Origin of the sequence: Haliea sp. (assembly GCF_040222615.1) — a bacterium.
Taxonomy (GTDB): Bacteria; Pseudomonadota; Gammaproteobacteria; order Pseudomonadales; family Halieaceae; genus Haliea.
In genome coordinates this window covers 1-16,662 of sequence record NZ_JAVKCQ010000187.1, presented here as the reverse complement: position 1 = coordinate 16,662, position 16,662 = coordinate 1, and the positions used below count along the sequence as shown (strand labels likewise).

Below are 16,662 nucleotides of genomic sequence, written 5' to 3'. Positions count from 1 at the left end.
CACAGTGTGATCGCTTTCATGTCGGGTACCCAGCTGACTTTGGCCACCATGATACCCATAAAAAAGGCCGCCGTGCTTGCGCAGGGCGGCCTTTCCGGACTGCTGTCCCCTACTGGCTGTTATCCACCATGAAATCCACCGCGGCCATGACCTCTTCGTCAGAGCAGCTCATGCAGCCACCTTTGGCGATCATGCCGGTGCCGGGCACGCCCTTGACCCCGCTTTCATGCAGGACATCCATGCCCTTGGCGATGCGGTCGGCCCAGGCCACGAGGTCGCCCATGACCGGTGCGCCGCCGGCGCCCGTCATGTGGCAGGCCATGCAGGCAGCGTTGTACACCTCTTCACCGGAGCGGGCAACCGCTGCGGCGCCGCCCGCGGCTGCCACGGCGCAGCTCGAGTCTCCGTGCAGGCAGACCTCGCCAACTGGCTTGATGCGCGCCTCGATGTCGGCTCGCTGCTTGTCTGTCAGGTCTATCGCTCCCGCCGCCATGGCGACCAGAAGTGCCCCTACGGTCAATACGATTCGGCTTTTCACAACGCTATCCTCAACAAGTTGGCCGCGCATTATAGCCAGTTCTGGTCCGGGGGAAAACTCGCCCTTATCGGCGCTGGCCGAGGCCGGGGATTTACCCTTACCATAAGGCCTTTGCTACCCTCCACCCTGGAGCAACACCATGAAACTATATACCTACGATCCAGCCCCCAATCCCCGCCGCCTGCAGCTGTTCCTGGACTACAAGGGGATCGAGGTCGAGACCGTGCAGATAGACATGATGAAACAGGAGCAGTTCGGCGAGGTCTTCCGCAAGCTCAACCCGATGTGCACGGTACCGGCCCTGGTCCTGGACGATGGCACGGTCCTGACCGAAGTGATCGGCGCCTGCATCTACCTGGAGGGCATCCACCCGGAGAAACCCCTGCTGGGCACTACCCCGCTGGAGAAGGCCCAGGTGATCAGCTGGAATCACCGCCTGTTCAACAGCCTGTTCCACGCCATTGCCGAGGTGTTTCGCAACGGTAACCCGGCCTTTGCCGGCCGCGCCCTGCCCGGCCCCATGGGCGTGGAGCAGATCCCCGCCCTGGTGGAGCGCGGACGACAGCGGATGGAGGGCGCCTGGCGCATGGTGGACCGGGCCCTGGCGAAGAGCCCCTTTATCGCCGGCGAACACTTCACCATGGCCGACATAGACCTGCTGGTCTGCGTCGACTTCGCGGGCTGGATAAAGGCCTCGGTGCCGGAGGAGTGCAGCCACGTGCACGCCTGGCTTCCGCGGGCGCGGGCAGCCCTGGCCGGGGAGTGATTCAGAAGTAAAAGGCGACCTGGGCGAACAGAGCCGGGCCGCGGGCAAGATCCACCCCTTCCGCGACCCGGAGGCCGCCGTATTCGGTGCCGGCGGGTCCCAGCGGCAGGTTCAGTGCCCCCAGCAGCTGCCAGTCCTGGCGCAGGTCCCAGCGCAGGGCCAGCTGGGCCAGGGCCGAGTGGTCTCCCAGGTTGACGAACAAGGCGGGGGTCAGCTGCAGCAGCGGCGTCATTTCCACCAGCAGGGACCCGGCCAGGTAGTGGCGGCCAACCGCGAACAGCTCCCCCCGCTGCAGGCGTGCGAGCAGGGCTTCCTCCCCGGCCAGATCATCCACCCCGTACGCCGCCTGGCCCAGGCCGTGCCCGTTGAAGAAGTACTCCAGCACGCCGCTCATGTTGCGGCCACCCCGGGTCCAGGACCAGGCCGCATTGACCACCGCGCTGCCCACCCAGCCGTCCGCTGTATCCGCGTACAGCAGGTCGCCGCGCAGCACCGCGTCTCCCAGGTTGGTACTGGCACCAGCGGCCAGCAGCAGCTCATCGAAGTGCTGCGCCAACATCAGGTCGTACTCGCGCTCGGTGCCGAAGCCGTGATACCTCAGCGCGGTAGAACTCACCGCACTGTTCACCCGCCCCTGCTGGTCCCGGCGCTGCACCTGCACCAGTTGCCAGTCGCTGCCCGAGGGCAGCAGGTACTGGCCGTAGAGCATGTCATCGCCGGTCTTGTATTCCGTGTCTATGGCGGTGGGATCAAAGGGGTTGAACACATCCACGGGATTGAACAGCAGGCCGTTACCCCAGCTCACCGCCTGCCGCCCCAGCCGCAGCACCACACGCTCGCTGCTGTACCCTACATGCAGTCGATCCAGTCTCTGCAAAGTAAGTGAGTCTTCACTGCTATCAATCTCGCTGGTGAGATCCCACCAGCGGCGGTCGTCATCCGGGAGCAGCGACTGGCCGGCGCCAAACCCCGGCGGCAGCGCGGGTGCCCCGCGGTGACGCGTCAGCATCTGATAGTCCGCGGCAGCTTCCCAGCCCCCGGCGCGCTGCTGCCAGCGCAGCCGCAGTTCGGCCCCGCGGTCGAGGTCACTGCTGCCCAGGGCATCCCGCCACAGACTGCCTTCGGGATAACGCGTGGCGGTGGTCTGGAGCTTGGCATGGCCGCCGGCAAAGCCCGGAATTTCGGCCCGGGCACAGAGCGCCGGCAGCAGGGCTAACAACAACAGGGCCGCCTTCCGCGCGGCGGCCGTCCGCGGACGACGCGACAGGGCAAACATCAGCGGCTCAGCTCGCGCCGCCCGGGGATGGCCGCCCCGCGGCCTGCTGGGCGATATCTTCGATGATGCGTCCGTCCTCCATGCGGATCAGGCGCCGGGCATAGGCCATCACCCGTGGGTCGTGGGTGGCAAGTACGAAGGTGACCCCGCGGTCCCGGTTCAGGGTCTGGAACAGGTCCATCAGCTGGGTGGCGCTGTGACTGTCCAGGTTGGCGGTGGGCTCGTCGGCCAGCACCAGCCGCGGCTCGCTGGCAATCGCCCGGGCCACCGCCACCCGCTGCTGCTGGCCGCCGGACATCTCCCCGGGGCGCCGGTTTTCCAGCCCGGCCAGGCCCACCTCCGCCAGCATCGCCGCGGCCCGCTGGTGGCGGGCAGCGACGGGGACCCCCTGTACCTGCATCACGAACTCCACGTTTTCCCGCGCCGACAGCACCGGGATCAGGTTGTAGGCCTGGAACACGAAACCGATCTCGCGCAGGCGCAAGTCCGCCCGTGCGCCCCGGGACAGCTGGTCGATGCGCCGCCCGGCCAGACGGATGCTGCCGCTGTCCGGGGTATCCAGCCCGCCGAGGGCGTTGAGCAGAGTGGTCTTGCCGGAGCCGGAGGGCCCCGACAGGCACAGCAGTTCCCCGGCATCGATACTCAGTGACACCCGGTCGAGACCGGTAATGCGCTCTTCGCCCTGGGCGAAGGTCTTGCACAGGTCCTGGCAGACAATTGAACTCACGCTCGGCTCACTCCTCTTTTCAGCATCAATGCCTCGCCAGGGCCCGAACCGGATCCAGCCGGGAGGCGCGCCAGGCCGGCAACAGGCTCGCCAGCAGGCCCAGTATCAACACCACCGCCGTCGACAGCAGCATGTCGCGTCCCGCCAGCAGCGGGTACAGGGTGGCACTCATCTCCATCATCTCCATGCCCTCCGCCACCGCCGAGATATCCACCCCGTCCCGCAGCGGCAGCAGGGTCGCCAGGGCCAGGCCGTTGCCCGCCAGCAGGCCGAGGGCGAGCAGCAGCAGGCTCTCCAGCAGCACCTGTGACAGGATCAGGGCCGGGCGCATGCCCAGGGCCTGCATCAGGCCCAGCTCCCGGGTGCGCTCGAACACGGCCATCACCAGGGTGTTGATCAGGCCGAAGGACAGCACCAGGAATACCACCACCATGAACACCAGCACGAAACCCTCCTGCACCGCCAGCATGGTGCCGAGGAAGGTGTGCAGCTCGGTCCAGCCCAGCACCTCCAGCCCGGGGCCGGCACTGGCGCGCAGGGCCGGCAGCCAGGCATCCACCGCGCGGTAGTCGGCGGCGGACACGGCGATCTCGGTCACTTCCTGCTCCAGCCCCAGCAACTCCTGCAGCGCGCCGCGGCCGACGTAGGCGAAACGCTCCTCGTCACCCTGCAGGCGGGCCTGGTAAATACCCACCACCCGCACCCCGCGATCGGCGACGTTGTTCTCCGTGTCCTGGCTCATCAGCACGATGCGCTTGCCGAGGCCGGTATCCAGCCGCCGCGCAAGGCTAGCCCCCAGCAGGATGCCGCGATCATCGGGACTCCCCAGCATCCGGCCTTCCAGCAGGGTCTCCGGCAGGCTGCCCAGGGCCGCCTCCTGCGCCGGGTCGATCCCCAACACGGTGACCCCGCGGCTGGCGTATTCACTGGCCAGTACCGCGGGCACCCGCAGGCGCGCGGCCCAGGCGGTGATCGGCGCGCTGTTGAGCTGGGCCAGCAGATTGCCTGCCGGCATCGGCATGTGGTTGACCACGCTGGGGTCGAGCCGGAAGTCGCGGTGGTGGATCTGGGCCTCGCCGGGCAGGGTGGCGAGACCGTTGCGCACCATCTGGTCGGTCATGCCGCGCATCAGCGCGCTCATCACGATCATGGCCCAGACGCCCAGCGCGATCGCCAACAGCATGATCAGGGTGCGGCGATAATTGCGCCACAGGTTGCGCCAGGCCAGGGTCAGCAGTGACATCAGGGGCCAGTGCATCAGCTGGCCCTCATCGCACTGACCGGCTGCAGGCCGAACAGGCGCAGGGCCGGGTAGACCGCCGCCAGCAGCGCGCCCAGGAACACGGTCAGCGGCCCCCACAGCAGCGACGCCAGGGTCACCGGGGGATAAATCCGCTCGGGCAGGTTGAAGCGCGCGTTCATCTCCTCCATCCCCGGGAAGGTAAAGCCTGCCTGCTGCAGATACAGTCCCAGCAGCCCCCCTGCGGCCACCCCCAGGGCCAGTCCCAGTGCGGCCAGCAGGGCGGTTTCCAGGCCTACCAGCCGCGCCAGCCGTCCCGGGCTGACGCCCAGCGCCAGCATGACCCCGAATTCACGGGTGCGCTCCAGCACCGACATCAGCTGGGTATTGAGCACGCTGAACGCCACCAGCAGGATCAATACCCCGTACATCACCCAGGCGCTGGCCATGTCCGAGCGGATTGCCTGGCGCAGCCCCGGCTGCAGCTGGTCCCAGTCCAGTACCACCAGCTCCGGGGCTCCGGCCAGCAGCGGTTGCAGCGCGACCACGGCCGCGGGCACCCGGTCCAGGTTGCGCAGGCGCACCACCACGCTGTGTCCGTGGTCTCCCATGTTGAAGACCGTTTGGAACCAGGGCAGGGACACCTGGGCCAGGGCCCGGTCCAGCTCCGGGATGCCCGATTCGATAATCCCCACCACCGTGGCGATGGCGGCGGCAAAAGACCCGTCGCGACCGCTGCCGAGCATGGTGATCTCATCCCCCGGCCCCACTCGCAGGTTGCGCGCCAGCAGGGCGCCGACCACGATTTCGCCATCGGCGCCGGACAGGTAGCGACCCTCCCGCAGCAGGCCGGGCAGCGTCGACACCCCCGGTTCGCGCGCGGGCTGCACGCCGGTGACCTGAATACCGAAGGACCGCTCCTCGCTGGAGGCCAGGGCGTAGGCGATGCCGCGGGCAGCCACCGCTTCCCCGGCCAGCAGCGCCTCCACCTGCAGTGCACGTTCGCTCACCGCCGGGACGCTCTGGCGAATGCGCTGGTCCTCATCGAAGCCCCGGTGCTGCAGCTGCAGGTGGCCGGAAAAGGCACCCAGGCTATTGTCGATCATCATCTGATAAGAACCCAGCTGCACCGAGATCAGGAAGATCAGCAGGGTATTGCAGAACACCATGGCCCCCACCGTCAGCCAGGTGCGCCGCCGGTGCCGCCACAGGTTGCGCCAGGCCAGGCGCCAGGTGATATTCACTGCCGCGGGTTGCGCAGGCTGGACAGGGTAAACAGGCTGTCTGCCAGCTCGAGGTCGAACTCCACCGCGTGGGTGCGCAGCTCGGTATACTCCTCCGTCGCTTCGGTTTTCGCCATCCGCATCACCGTTGCCACCGGCCGCCCCGCCATCTCCTCGATCGCCAGCGCCCGCAGGGTTTTCACCAGCTCCCCGTCCTGGCTCCAGAACTGCTGCTCCAGCAACACCCAGTCGTCGCGGATGCGCAGGACCTCCCTGCCCCAGACCACCGCCGCTTCCTCGTGGGGCACCGACTGGATCACCCAGACCTGGTGCCCGTCCTGCTCCTCGGTCGCCAGCAGGGTGTGGTCGTACTGGCTGACAATGTCAGCATCCTTGCTCACATCCTTGTTGGAGAAGTCGCTGCCCATCCAGTTCTGCCCCATCATCGAGGACGGCACCTTGATCACCCGGTTGATGCTGGGGCTGAAGGTCCACATATTGCCCTCGACGGACAGGGTGGCATTGCCCGCGTCCTTGCGCGGCTCGGTGACCCGCACCAGGGTTTTCTCGTCACCGGCGGTCCAGGCCTGCATGCGCATGCTGCGCTCCCAGTCGGGCCGGTGAATGGTCATGGTCATATCGGCGCGGGAGCTCTGCCCCCGGTAGTGATCAATCGCCTGGCGCACAATGCTGTCCGCGTCCAGCGCGGCGGCCGGCATGGCAAGCGCCAGCAGGAACAACGGTGTGGCGAGCAAGGGGAGGAACATGGAGCTCTCCTGCGCTGGACAAGACTTCATCATAGCGCCTGTGGACACTCCGGTCATACTGGCGGTGCGGCGCCGAGACCGCATTGGATCACGACGGCGGAGCGGAAATTGCGGTATAACATGCTCCCATGAACCGTCCCTTCGCCCCGGCCCCACCGCTTGCCCTGACCCTGACCCTGGGCCTCTGCCTGTGGCTTGCCGGCTGCGGCGGCCAGCAGCCGGAGGCGGCGCTGGCCCGCTACCTGGAGCGGCTGGCACGCACCCTGGACCAGCCGAGCCCGGCGGTGGCAGTACCTGAGGTGCCGCGCTTGCCGCCCCGCGGCGAGCTGCGGCTGGATCTCGAGGGCGGCAATCTCGGCACCCTGGACTTCCTCGCCTTGAGCGGCTGCGAAGTGCAGATCACCATCGGCAAGCGCAACTCCAGTCTGGGTCTGTTGGCCAGCCCATCCCAGCGCCTGCTGCTGGAACTGGAGTTCCTGCGCCTGGCCCCGGCCTGTATCGCCCATATGCGGAACGAGGAGCGGACCGAACTGGCGGAGCTGTTGCAGGGCGCGGTTGAGCTGAAACAGCAACAGCTGCCGGCGCTGATTTTCAACGCCACCCTGGCCGGGCCCGAATACCGCAAGCTGTGGCAGCCACCGCAGGACCTGGGCGACTATCCCGTGCAGACCAGCAGCGTGCCGCTGACCGCGCTGGCGGCGATCAACGCCAGCGCCCGTCGCTGGCTGGCGGGCGACTACCGTGCCAGCAACGTGGACTTCGAGATCCAGTTGAGCGAGGTGGCCCAGGCCGACGGCGGCGCCCTGCTCAAGGCGCTTGCCCTGCAGGCGGGCTGGCTGGAGGCCGGGAATGGCCTGCTGCGGGCGCGGCGCCAGCGCGGCCCGCTGTGCTCCGGCCCGATCCGGCCGGCCGCGGCTACCGTCCTGCGCAATGTCATCGGCAAGTTCTTTGTCGGCGAAGTGCAGCCCTGGTCCGCAGCCCTGGGGCGCCGCCAGCATGAACTGCTGCCGCTGGTGGCGGCGCTGGAGTCCGGGTTGGAATCCGCCCTGCCCGGGGCATATCGCGACTGGCAGCAACAACGGGCAGCGAGCCTGCAGGCGTGGACAGCGGCCCCACGTCAGCATGTCGGCGAACTGCAGCAAGTGCTGGCGCCCTGCGAGCAGCAATCGCCACCGACAGCCCCGGCTCCCCGGCCTGCCCGTGCACTGCGCGCTTACCGATACCGGGAGAGCACTGTGTACTAGCCGCAATTGCCAGTGATATCCAGATCCGGGTCAATTACCTGACTGTGCAGACCAAGCATGGCCAGCACGCTGGAAAAAATATTGTCATGACTTAGTGGCTGGGCCGCAACATCCCTGAGGCAGGACTTGTCCAGCGCAACTGCCGAGTCGAAATCGGCTCTCGACCACCACACCATGGGGACCCTGGTTTGCTCATCCGGCGCAACGAAATAGGGCAAGCCGTGCAGGTAAATGCCCATCTCACCCAGCGATTCACCATGATCCGACACATACAGCATGGCCGGCACATAATCAGATTGCCGCTCAAGGTAGCCAATCACCCCCGCCAGCAGCGCATCCGTGGCCAGCACCGCATTGTCGTAACTGTTAACAATCTGCTCCCGGGTGCATAGCGTCAGGTCATCGGCGTCGCAGGTCGGTCGAAACCTGTGCAGGCTATCGGGGTATCGCTTGTAGTAGCCGGGCCCGTGATTTCCCATCTGGTGCAGCACCACAACCGTATCCTGGCGGACCCCGGAGCCAGGCACGCCGAGCTGCCTTACCAGCTCCTCGAGCAGCACGCCGTCCAGACACTCCCCGTCGGGGCATAACTCCGGGTAATCGAGCGCCGCGACCTTCCTGTTTTCCACCCCGTCACAAACACCCTTGCAGCCGGACTGGTTGTCCAGCCAGAGAACGGACATGCCCGCACGTTGCAGCACATCCAGCAGCGACTCATGCCCGCTGGCATAACGCTTGTCATAGTCTGCCCTGCCGGCAGCGGAAAACATGCAGGGCAGGGATACCGCGGTGCTGGTGCCGCAACTGCTGACATTCTGGAAGTTGATGGCATCGGTTTGCGCCAGCAGCGGCGTAGTCTGGCGGCTGTAGCCATTGAGTCCCCAGTTGGCCGCACGCACCGTTTCACCCACGACAATCACCATCAACAGAGGCCGGTCGCCCGTATGGGCGATAGTACTGACATCTTCGCCGACCGGCAGGCGCACCGCGGGACCCGGGTCGGATGCCGCCAGCACCCGTGTTGTTGCCACCATGTAGTTGGCTGGCGTGATGAGAAAGCGCAGTGCCTTTTCATTGCGCATCAATGTGGAAAAGCCCTGAAAACTCGGCACCAACGCTACGGCCAGGATGACGATCGACGCCACTATCCAGATCGCCCGGCGGCGGAGTGAGGCCTGCCAGCGGAGCCGGGGGATCCGGATTCGGTACAGGGCGAAACAGGGCAGCAGTCCGTACAGCAGGAAATGTTCAGCCATGTGCCAGGTGAGCAGGTCACCTGCCTCCCGGCGGTCCGTCTGCAATATGTTATCGACCATATCGACATCGAAATAAATGCCGTAGTTGTCGGTAAAGTAGCTCACCCCGGCGGCGACAAGGATCCACAGGGCGATGAATGCGCGGGCATAAAAGTTGCCAAGCAGCAGCAACATAAGCAGGAACTGGGCAGCGACCAGAATCATGCCGTAGCCGATGATCTGCAGCGTGACCGGGTGCTGGGCAGTGATCACACTGCGCCAGAAAGCGTCGTTGTAGAACAGGGCAAACATCGCGCTGACCAGCAACGCCAGCAGTTCCGGAGACAGCTCCGGTCCCCGCGTCCACAGCGCCGTCGACCGGCCTCCGGTCGGCCAGCCTCTGGATGAGTATGCGGGAACAACAGGACAGGTAACGGTCATCTCCACGTTTGTTCACCTCCAGCAGTTTCATTTGCCAGCAACAGCTTTGCCAGCGTAAAGCTCACTGACCAACAAAGGACCAGCGTCCACAGATCGTGGGAGAGAAAGTGGGCGCCGCGCAGCTGCTGGGCGAAGCCAAACACCAGGCCCAGAGTGAGTGCGAAGAACAGGCCCGCCCACCGCCAGCGAGGCCGCGTCGCCTTGAAGAAAAAGAACAGGGCCAACCAGCTGTAGCCCGCACTGGCATGCCCCGACGGAAAGCAGGCGCTGTCCGGGTAGTCCGCGGGACGCCGCTGCAACAACCCGATGAATTCCCGGGTACCGCCATAGCGCTGGAGGCTCCAGGGACAATCCATGCTGACCAATTGCTTGATCACGGAGACCGTCAGCGTCGAAAGGGCTACCGCGAGGAAAAGAAACAGCAGGGGCCTGCGCCACGACCGCAGGGCGGGGACTATCTGGCTCGCCAACAGGGCGCCGACAACGAAGACCCCCATCGCCTGGCTCAACCGGCGTCCGCCTTCGTGGATCACGTCCTTTGTCAGCACATGATTCTGCAGCGTCCAGGCATTGCCCTGCAGTCGATACAGAGTGTCGGCAACCACCGTATCCAGTTGCAGCCACCTGCCGCCCATCATCGCGACAAGGAACGCGAACCAGACTCCAAAAAAGATGTGCTCCTGTTTCACAGCTTCGGCAACAGCAGGCTTGCCCAGGTTATGGCCATGAATACCAGACTGGACATCACGGCAGCAGAAGCCAGATCCTTTGCCTGGCCGCTGAGGTCATGGTGTTCATAGCCAATCCGGTCGACGACGGCTTCAATGGCGGAATTGAGGAGCTCCACGATCAGGACCAGGACCATGGAGCCGAGCAGCATGATTCGCTCAACACTGTTGAAATCTATCAGGAAAAATACCGGCAGCAGGCACAGAAACCCGGCGAATTCCTGACGAAATGCAGACTCATGCCGCCAGGCCACCGCCAACCCGGACCAGGAGTGGCCGCAGGCCCTGAGCAGCCTTTGAACACCGCGGTGCTTTCTGGTGTAGTCTGGAATCAGGTTAGATGACATGGCACGGATCCGTTTCCAATACAGGAGACGGCAATTTTCACTGCTTCCGATTAAGTCATGCTTAACACCTTGGCGGAAACTTGTGCCCCCCGCCGAGGTCTGACCATGCAACCGCAACAGCGCCGATCGCTGCCAAGACACTGGAGACATGCACCGTGAAACAGACCTTGCACACCGCCCGAATCACTTTGTTGGCTGCCGCCGCACTCCTGCTGAGCGCCTGTGCCAGTGGCCCGCCGAAGCCCGATGTGGACTACAACGCTGACTACAACTTCAGCCAGGTACGCAGTATCGCCTTCCTGGAAAGCTCCGGCTCCGTGAAGGGAGACAACCCCCTGCAGCTCAGCGATATACAGAAAGACCGTATCAACTCCGCTATCCGCTTCGCCCTAAAACAGAAGGGCTTTACCCTGGTGGACGACCCGGCCGGGGCTGACATGCTGCTCAGCTGGCACCTGGTGACCCAGTTCAAGACCGATATCGAGACCCGCGACAGCGGGTTCGGGATGGCCTGGTATCGCGGCTACAACCGTTACAGCATGTACGATTGCTGGAGCTGCATCGGCCCCCGCAGCGACGTGACCTCACGCAATTACACCGAGGGCACCTTCATCGTCGACATGATCGACCCCGGCATGGAGCGTTCCGTCTGGCGGGGAGTGGTCCAATCCCGCCTTACGGGCCAGCAGATGCGCGACCAGGCTCTGGCCAATGAGGCCGCCGAGGCGATCTTTGCCGCGTTCCCGCCCGGCCAGCCGTCCCCGGACAGCCCCTGAGGGCGGCCTCCACCCACACCGCCTCTATTGAGCGCGGGCGCCGGCTTTGCTATAGTCCGCGCCCTTGCGGGGCTTGCAGGGTATTCTCAGACAGGTGTCAGCCCCGCACTAGCGCCACATCAACCGCCCGTAGCTCAGCTGGATAGAGCGCTGCCCTCCGGAGGCAGAGGTCGCAGATTCGAATTCTGCCGGGCGGGCCATCCTCTAAACGTGCAACTCCACGCCTGTTATTTACCCTCTCTCGGCTCCGCCCACTCTATCGTTGCTCTCGCAGCAGGACCTATCAGAGCTTGACTCTGCCCCACCAACGACTGAACAAGATCCGCTCCCATCGGTGTAGATATCCAGACAAAAATGCTCACGTTAAGCAGCACCGTTGTCCAGAAGACAGCAAGGAACGACCGCTTTTTCGATTTGTGCCTTAGCCCCTGCTGGGCAATAAGCGCTCCCGGCCAACCTCCCGCCAGCGCCAGCCAATGCAAGGTGCTCTCCGAAGTTCGCCGCACCCCATTTCTTGCGGCTCTCTTATCGGAGGCATACACGAGATAGGTCAGCAGGCTGAGCCCGAGATAGATCCAAAGTGTCAGTGCCGGGGTCTTTCCAGATAAAACTGACGCCATCAAGAAGAGGAGGAAAAATGCCGCAACAATCACCGCTCCGAAGGCGCCGCGCTTCTTTCTGGTAACTGGCAAACGATCACCAGGCAGCGTTGCCTTGCTCGCGCGGTGGCGGCCTCGATCATCAGTAGCTAACGCGTAGGTCACAATCTGGCCAACTTCAGGGCGATGATCCCTATTGCTCAATGCCGAGATATGCAGAAATACATCCTTTTCACCCTTGTTAGGAACAATAAACCCAAAGCCCCTGTCGTCATCCCATGACCGAATTTTTCCCTTTTGTCGCATGTCTGCTGGCTTCCTTCTTGTAGCCTTATTGCCGCTTCCGCACATTCAACGCACTGGACGATTTCCACAGGGAAGCACTGGCCATCCAAGTGGATCTGTACCTGCACGAATCGCTATCCCGGGTTCGTCACATAACCAAGGGGTGGATTGAGAAACATAACCTGGAACGCCCCACGATGCCCTCGGCGACATGACACCGATGGAGCATCTGGTGGCCAGAAAGCAGGCGGAAAACTCTAATAATGAGTGGACCTAATCAAGGATACTTCCACGCACTCCGTGACGCACGCATGAATATTAATCGTAAATATCTGATTAAAAACTTAGAAACTTCGAATTTACCTTAAACCATCAGAAGGTATGCTTATCCCACTTTCAACGGGGGCACGATGCCACCGCGTTCGGAGCACTGAGGATGAGTTCCAGGCAAGACAGTCATCACGACCGCACTACCATGGATTCCCGTGGGCAACGCTTTATCAAGTGGGCACAGGAACCGTTCGGCTCTGTGATGGTGGCATCCGTCGCCACCATCGGCTCGTTCGGGTTTGTCCTCTCCAGCATGTGGGCAATCCAGGCCGCGCTGAACTAGCAAGGTCTCCATCCACCAGGCAACCTGCCGCAATCCCCGCACTTCGCCGCCACGAACGAGCGCAGTGTTGCAGTAATATGGGCCCGGTGAACGTTAGCGTTGCCGGGGCGTCCACTCGGCACAGCATTAGTAACCGGTAGTGTTGTCCTGTATAACACGCACTTTCCCGTGCTGACTGCCCCACAATGGACAACTTCTATCTGATACTCGCCTGCCTGGGCATCGGCCTGCTGCTGCGCCGGGCGCCCGGCATGCCCGTTGACGGCGGCATCGCGCTCAATGGCTACGCGCTGAACGTCGCCCTGCCGGCGGTGATTCTCGCCAACCTGCCGCTGCTGAACATCTCCGGCGCGCTGCTGATTCCCGCCCTGACTCCCTGGCTGCTGATGCTGCTGGCGATCGCCCTGGTGTTGACGCTGGCCCGAGTATTCAACTGGCCCCGGGAGATCACCGGGGCGCTGCTGATTGTGCTGCCGCTGGGCAACACGTCCTATCTCGGCTTCCCCCTGGTGCAGTCCTTTTTCGGCCAGCAGGCGATGCCCTACGCCGTGGTCTACGACCAACTGGGCTCGTTTATCGCGCTGGCCGCCTACGCACCCGTTGTCGCCGCGCTGTATGGTCCAACCATGAAACGGCCAACGGCCACGGCGATTCTGGCACGGATTTTCACCTTCCCCCCCTTTCTTGCCCTGCTCGCGGGGCTGCTGTTGCGCGGGGTCCAGCTGCCAGCGCTGGCGAACCAGCTGGTGGCCATGCTGGCCGCCACCCTGATACCGGTGGTGATGGTCGCGGTGGGGCTGCAGATCACCGTCCGCTTCCACCGCCGCGAGCTGCTGCCGCTGAGCTTTGCCCTGGGCACCAAGCTGCTGCTGATGCCCGCCTGCGCCTGGCTGCTGTGGCTGGCTGCGGGGCAGCAGGGACTGGCGATGCGCGTCACGGTGTTCCAGGCCGGCATGCCGTCGATGATCTCCGCCGGCGCCATCGCGATTGCCGCGGGCCTGGCGCCGCGGCTGGTGGCCGGCACGGTGGGGCTGGGGCTGGTGTTGTCCTTTGCGACCCTGCCGCTGTTGTACTGGTTACTCGCGGGATAGCGGCACTGGCTTGTCTTAAACGTCCCTGAACGCTACCGTAGCTCCCAGCAACCAGCCACAGGACAGAGCATGCATCACGGGCCCCTGATCAACGCACTGCGGGATAGCCTGCCGGGCATTCTCGCAGTGTACGGCTTTGGCAGCCAGGTGCAGGGAACAACGGGACCGGACAGCGACCTCGACCTCGCGGTACTGGTTGCAGGCTATGTAGATCCGCTTCTTTTGTGGCGAATATCGGGCGAGTTGGCGGATGTCGCCGGCTGCCCGGTGGATCTGGTGGACCTGCGCGCCGCCACTACCGTCATGCAGTACCAGATTATCACCCGCGGCGAACGCTGGTGGAGTCTGGATAGCCAGGCGGCCCTGTACGAGGCGGCCATCCTCAGCGACAAGACCGCGCTGGACACCGCCCGCGCGGGACTTTTGGACGACATTCGAGAGCGGGGAAGCATCCATGGCGGATGATGTGCTGCTCAACAAGGCTGCGAGCATTGAACGTTGCGTGGCGCGAGCACGGGAGGAATACCAGGCCAATCCAGGCGGTTTCGCCAGCGACCATACCCGTCAGGATGCCGCCATTCTCAACATTCAACGCGCCTGCGAGGCGGCTCTGGATATGGGGCAGCATCTTATCCGCAGAGAACGGCTTGGTGTGCCGCAGGGGGCGCGGGATGTGTTCACCCTGCTGAACCAGGGCGGCTGGATCACAGCCGAGCTCGCCGATGTCATGAAGCGCATGGTGGGCTTCCGCAATATCGCGGTACACGAATACCAGCAGCTGCAGTTGCCCATCACTGTCAGCATTATCCAACATCACCTGGACGATTTTCTGGCCTTCGGCAAGGCAGTGCTGTTGCGGGATGGGCGCGATTAAGCGCGCTCCGGCGCACCCAATCCAGGCACACATCGGCGTCGATGGTTGCAGGGCCGGCTGGTTCCATGTCTGCCTGGCGGGTGGAGAACTGTCCGGCGGAATAGCCTCCCATATCAGTGACATTGTGGCGCGGGCCGACGCTGCTGATCAGGTTTTCATCGATATCCCCATCGGCTTGCTGGAATCCGGCCCCGATGGCCGCCGCTGCGATGCCGAGGCAAGGCGCCTGCTCGGCCCCCGCGCGTCCAGCGTGTTCAACGCCCCGCTCAGGGCTGTTCTCGACCAGCAGAGCTACGCCCAGGCCAACCTGCTCAGCCGCGAGCTGTCCGGCAAGGGCCTGAGCAAGCAGACCTGGAATATCTGCGCGAAAGTCCGCGAGGTGGACGGCGTGCTGCGAACCGATGCGAAGGCACGGGCGATGCTCCGCGAGGCCCACCCCGAGCTCTGCTTCTATGGCCTCGCCGGCGGCAGGCCCATGCAGCACAACAAGAAGACCGGGGAGGGATTCACCGAGCGCCTGGCGCTGCTTGAGCGTTATTTGCCAGCGGCGGGGGAATTTGTGGCAGCTGCCCTGGCCCGCTATCCCCGCTCACAGGTGGCGCGGGACGACATCGTGGATGCCACGGTCTGCGCGCTGACGGCGTCCCTGCGCGAGCACTGGCACAGCCTCCCGGCATGCAGCGAACACGACGCGGAGGGCCTGCCCATGGCTATCGTATACTGCCAGCCATGCCAGGCTGAGCCTGTCGTTCCCCTGAGGAAATCACCGTGAGTACAGAAGCCGTCATCATCGACACCGCAGGCGCTGTCTGCACCATCACCCTGAACCGCCCGCACAAGCGCAACGCCGTCGACCGCCCCACCGCGGACGCCCTGCGCGCGGCCTTCGAGCAGTTCGAACGCGATGACAGCCTGCGGGTGGCGGTGCTGTGGGGCGCCGGCGGCAACTTTTGCGCCGGGGCCGACCTGACAGCGATGGGCGACCCGGCACTGCGCAACGAAGTTGACGCAGAAGGGGCCGGTCACGGACCCATGGGGCCCAGCCGGATGCAGCTCGCCAAGCCGGTGATCGCGGCGGTGGAAGGCTACGCGGTGGCGGGCGGGCTGGAACTGGCGCTGCTCTGCGACCTGCGGGTGGCGGCGGAGTCCGCCGTGTTCGGGGTGTTCTGCCGGCGCTGGGGCGTACCCCTGATCGACGGCGGCACGGTGCGCCTGCCGCGTATAGTGGGCCAGGGCCGGGCCCTGGACATGATCCTCAGCGGGCGCCCGGTGGCCGCCGCGGAAGCGCTGCAGATGGGGCTGGCCAATCGCGTGGTCGCCGATGGCACCGCCCGCGCCGTCGCCGAGGCCCTGGCGGCGGAGATCGCCGCCTTCCCGCAGCAGTGTATGCTGGCGGACCGGGCTTCAGCGCTGCAGCAGTGGGATCTCGACCTCGCCGCGGCGCTGCAGAACGAGGGCCGCCGGGGTTACCCGGTGATCTTTGCCGAGGCCCTCGTCGGGGCTGAGCAATTTGCCGCTGGCGTCGGGCGCCACGGAGCGTTTGAGACCGACGGCAAAGACTGACCCGGGCTGATCACCAGCGGCGAGGACACATCCGCATGCGGTTATTTTTTGGCCTTGAACTGGATACTGACGCCCGCCGGGCGCTTGCCGACTGGCGCGACCGGCATGGCGGGGCCACCGGCCGCGCGGTGCCTGCAGCCAACTTCCACATTACCCTGGCGTTTATTGGCGAACTGGACAACCGGCACCTGGACACCCTGTGCCGGGCGGTTGATGACTGGGCACCGGACACGGGTGCCGGGAAACTGGTACTGGACCAGGTGGGCTACTGGCCCAAACCCGGTATCTACTGGGCGGGGCCATCGCAGCCAGCACCGGGGCTGGCGGCA

Annotated in this window: 20 protein-coding genes and 1 tRNA gene; 11 read left to right on the top strand and 10 right to left on the bottom strand. The window is 64.7% G+C overall.

The window, feature by feature from the left end; genetic code table 11:
- Positions 1 to 109 precede the first annotated feature (109 nt).
- Positions 110 to 538 carry a c-type cytochrome gene (locus tag RJQ10_RS15195; protein ID WP_350148101.1) on the bottom strand — a complete coding sequence of 143 codons (429 nt, stop codon included), beginning with the start codon at positions 536 to 538 and terminating at the stop codon, positions 110 to 112.
- Positions 539 to 677: 139 nt separating this feature from the next.
- Here RJQ10_RS15195 and RJQ10_RS15190 point away from each other — a divergent pair, with 139 nt between their 5' ends.
- The gene (locus RJQ10_RS15190; protein WP_350148100.1) at positions 678 to 1,304 is read left to right on the top strand and encodes a glutathione S-transferase family protein; all 627 of its coding nucleotides are present in this window, start codon (positions 678 to 680) and stop codon (positions 1,302 to 1,304) included.
- A 1-nt stretch (position 1,305) separates the two neighbouring features.
- On the opposite strand, the gene RJQ10_RS15185 is transcribed toward RJQ10_RS15190, so the two are convergent.
- The 5 genes from RJQ10_RS15185 to RJQ10_RS15165 all read right to left on the bottom strand — a co-directional run bounded on the left by RJQ10_RS15185 (position 1,306) and on the right by RJQ10_RS15165 (position 6,537).
- Positions 1,306 to 2,526 carry a hypothetical protein gene (locus RJQ10_RS15185; protein ID WP_350148098.1) on the bottom strand — a complete coding sequence of 407 codons (1,221 nt, stop codon included), beginning with the start codon at positions 2,524 to 2,526 and terminating at the stop codon, positions 1,306 to 1,308.
- Between the two features lie 61 nt (positions 2,527 to 2,587).
- A complete protein-coding gene (locus tag RJQ10_RS15180; protein WP_350148096.1) occupies positions 2,588 to 3,307 on the bottom strand; it encodes an ABC transporter ATP-binding protein in 720 nt (239 codons plus the stop codon).
- A gap of 25 nt (positions 3,308 to 3,332) precedes the next feature.
- Positions 3,333 to 4,565 carry an ABC transporter permease gene (locus RJQ10_RS15175; protein ID WP_350148094.1) on the bottom strand — a complete coding sequence of 411 codons (1,233 nt, stop codon included), beginning with the start codon at positions 4,563 to 4,565 and terminating at the stop codon, positions 3,333 to 3,335.
- A complete protein-coding gene (locus RJQ10_RS15170; RefSeq protein WP_350148092.1) occupies positions 4,565 to 5,791 on the bottom strand; it encodes an ABC transporter permease in 1,227 nt (408 codons plus the stop codon). Before RJQ10_RS15170 ends, RJQ10_RS15175 begins: the two co-directional genes overlap by 1 nt.
- Entirely contained in the window at positions 5,788 to 6,537 is a 750-nt protein-coding gene (locus RJQ10_RS15165) for an outer membrane lipoprotein-sorting protein (protein ID WP_350148090.1), read from the bottom strand. Before RJQ10_RS15165 ends, RJQ10_RS15170 begins: the two co-directional genes overlap by 4 nt.
- A gap of 128 nt (positions 6,538 to 6,665) precedes the next feature.
- On the opposite strand from RJQ10_RS15165, the gene RJQ10_RS15160 reads away from it, so the two are divergent.
- Positions 6,666 to 7,781 (top strand): DUF3080 family protein, encoded by a 1,116-nt coding sequence (locus tag RJQ10_RS15160; RefSeq protein ID WP_350148088.1) that lies wholly within the window; start codon positions 6,666 to 6,668, stop codon positions 7,779 to 7,781.
- Here the strand turns inward: RJQ10_RS15160 and RJQ10_RS15155 are convergent.
- From RJQ10_RS15155 to RJQ10_RS15145, 3 genes are read right to left on the bottom strand one after another with little or no spacing between them, the layout of a single operon-like run.
- Positions 7,778 to 9,457, bottom strand: coding sequence for a phosphoethanolamine transferase (locus RJQ10_RS15155; RefSeq protein ID WP_350148103.1), 1,680 nt, complete (start codon positions 9,455 to 9,457; stop codon positions 7,778 to 7,780). The genes RJQ10_RS15160 and RJQ10_RS15155 overlap by 4 nt on opposite strands.
- The gene (locus RJQ10_RS15150) at positions 9,454 to 10,146 is read right to left on the bottom strand and encodes a phosphatase PAP2 family protein (RefSeq protein ID WP_350148086.1); all 693 of its coding nucleotides are present in this window, start codon (positions 10,144 to 10,146) and stop codon (positions 9,454 to 9,456) included. The genes RJQ10_RS15155 and RJQ10_RS15150 overlap by 4 nt, the downstream gene beginning before the upstream one ends.
- On the bottom strand, positions 10,143 to 10,532 hold the full coding sequence (locus RJQ10_RS15145) for a diacylglycerol kinase (RefSeq protein ID WP_350148084.1): 390 nt from the start codon (positions 10,530 to 10,532) through the stop codon (positions 10,143 to 10,145). The genes RJQ10_RS15150 and RJQ10_RS15145 overlap by 4 nt, the downstream gene beginning before the upstream one ends.
- 155 nt (positions 10,533 to 10,687) lie before the next feature.
- Between RJQ10_RS15145 and RJQ10_RS15140 the strand changes: the two genes are divergently transcribed.
- Positions 10,688 to 11,308: a DUF4136 domain-containing protein gene (locus RJQ10_RS15140; protein ID WP_350148082.1), complete on the top strand. Its 621-nt coding sequence runs from the start codon at positions 10,688 to 10,690 to the stop codon at positions 11,306 to 11,308.
- 123 nt (positions 11,309 to 11,431) lie between these two features.
- Positions 11,432 to 11,508 (top strand) — tRNA-Arg (locus tag RJQ10_RS15135).
- A gap of 27 nt (positions 11,509 to 11,535) precedes the next feature.
- On the opposite strand, the gene RJQ10_RS15130 is transcribed toward RJQ10_RS15135, so the two are convergent.
- Positions 11,536 to 12,213 carry a DUF1294 domain-containing protein gene (locus RJQ10_RS15130; protein ID WP_350148080.1) on the bottom strand — a complete coding sequence of 226 codons (678 nt, stop codon included), beginning with the start codon at positions 12,211 to 12,213 and terminating at the stop codon, positions 11,536 to 11,538.
- A 415-nt stretch (positions 12,214 to 12,628) separates the two neighbouring features.
- On the opposite strand from RJQ10_RS15130, the gene RJQ10_RS15125 reads away from it, so the two are divergent.
- From RJQ10_RS15125 to RJQ10_RS15095, 7 genes are all read left to right on the top strand, one after another.
- Complete coding sequence (locus RJQ10_RS15125; protein ID WP_350148078.1) at positions 12,629 to 12,805, top strand: hypothetical protein; 177 nt, start codon at positions 12,629 to 12,631, stop codon at positions 12,803 to 12,805.
- Positions 12,806 to 12,990: 185 nt separating this feature from the next.
- On the top strand, positions 12,991 to 13,896 hold the full coding sequence (locus RJQ10_RS15120; protein ID WP_350148077.1) for an AEC family transporter: 906 nt from the start codon (positions 12,991 to 12,993) through the stop codon (positions 13,894 to 13,896).
- A 69-nt stretch (positions 13,897 to 13,965) separates the two neighbouring features.
- On the top strand, positions 13,966 to 14,361 hold the full coding sequence (mntA, locus tag RJQ10_RS15115) for a type VII toxin-antitoxin system MntA family adenylyltransferase antitoxin (RefSeq protein WP_350148075.1): 396 nt from the start codon (positions 13,966 to 13,968) through the stop codon (positions 14,359 to 14,361).
- Positions 14,351 to 14,770 carry a type VII toxin-antitoxin system HepT family RNase toxin gene (gene hepT / locus RJQ10_RS15110; RefSeq protein WP_350148073.1) on the top strand — a complete coding sequence of 140 codons (420 nt, stop codon included), beginning with the start codon at positions 14,351 to 14,353 and terminating at the stop codon, positions 14,768 to 14,770. The genes mntA and hepT overlap by 11 nt, the downstream gene beginning before the upstream one ends.
- On the top strand, positions 14,757 to 15,542 hold the full coding sequence (locus RJQ10_RS15105; protein ID WP_350148071.1) for a DUF429 domain-containing protein: 786 nt from the start codon (positions 14,757 to 14,759) through the stop codon (positions 15,540 to 15,542). Before hepT ends, RJQ10_RS15105 begins: the two co-directional genes overlap by 14 nt.
- Positions 15,539 to 16,333 (top strand): crotonase/enoyl-CoA hydratase family protein, encoded by a 795-nt coding sequence (locus RJQ10_RS15100; RefSeq protein WP_350148069.1) that lies wholly within the window; start codon positions 15,539 to 15,541, stop codon positions 16,331 to 16,333. The genes RJQ10_RS15105 and RJQ10_RS15100 overlap by 4 nt, the downstream gene beginning before the upstream one ends.
- Positions 16,334 to 16,368: 35 nt before the next feature.
- Positions 16,369 to 16,662, top strand: a 294-nt coding sequence (locus RJQ10_RS15095; RefSeq protein WP_350148067.1) for a 2'-5' RNA ligase family protein, incomplete at its 3' end; no start/stop codon positions are given.

Excerpts from the sequence above, each read along its gene's own strand:
- RJQ10_RS15190 (WP_350148100.1), top strand. The coding sequence starts at position 678 with ATGAAACTATATACCTACGATCCAGCCCCCAATCCCCGCCGCCTGCAG.
- RJQ10_RS15175 (WP_350148094.1), bottom strand. The coding sequence starts at position 4,565 with ATGCACTGGCCCCTGATGTCACTGCTGACCCTGGCCTGGCGCAACCTG.
- RJQ10_RS15165 (WP_350148090.1), bottom strand. The coding sequence starts at position 6,537 with ATGTTCCTCCCCTTGCTCGCCACACCGTTGTTCCTGCTGGCGCTTGCC.
- RJQ10_RS15160 (WP_350148088.1), top strand. The coding sequence starts at position 6,666 with ATGAACCGTCCCTTCGCCCCGGCCCCACCGCTTGCCCTGACCCTGACC.
- RJQ10_RS15155 (WP_350148103.1), bottom strand. The coding sequence starts at position 9,457 with ATGACCGTTACCTGTCCTGTTGTTCCCGCATACTCATCCAGAGGCTGG.
- RJQ10_RS15145 (WP_350148084.1), bottom strand. The coding sequence starts at position 10,532 with ATGTCATCTAACCTGATTCCAGACTACACCAGAAAGCACCGCGGTGTT.
- RJQ10_RS15130 (WP_350148080.1), bottom strand. The coding sequence starts at position 12,213 with ATGCGACAAAAGGGAAAAATTCGGTCATGGGATGACGACAGGGGCTTT.
- RJQ10_RS15125 (WP_350148078.1), top strand. The coding sequence starts at position 12,629 with ATGAGTTCCAGGCAAGACAGTCATCACGACCGCACTACCATGGATTCC.
- RJQ10_RS15120 (WP_350148077.1), top strand. The coding sequence starts at position 12,991 with ATGGACAACTTCTATCTGATACTCGCCTGCCTGGGCATCGGCCTGCTG.
- mntA (WP_350148075.1), top strand. The coding sequence starts at position 13,966 with ATGCATCACGGGCCCCTGATCAACGCACTGCGGGATAGCCTGCCGGGC.
- hepT (WP_350148073.1), top strand. The coding sequence starts at position 14,351 with ATGGCGGATGATGTGCTGCTCAACAAGGCTGCGAGCATTGAACGTTGC.
- RJQ10_RS15105 (WP_350148071.1), top strand. The coding sequence starts at position 14,757 with ATGGGCGCGATTAAGCGCGCTCCGGCGCACCCAATCCAGGCACACATC.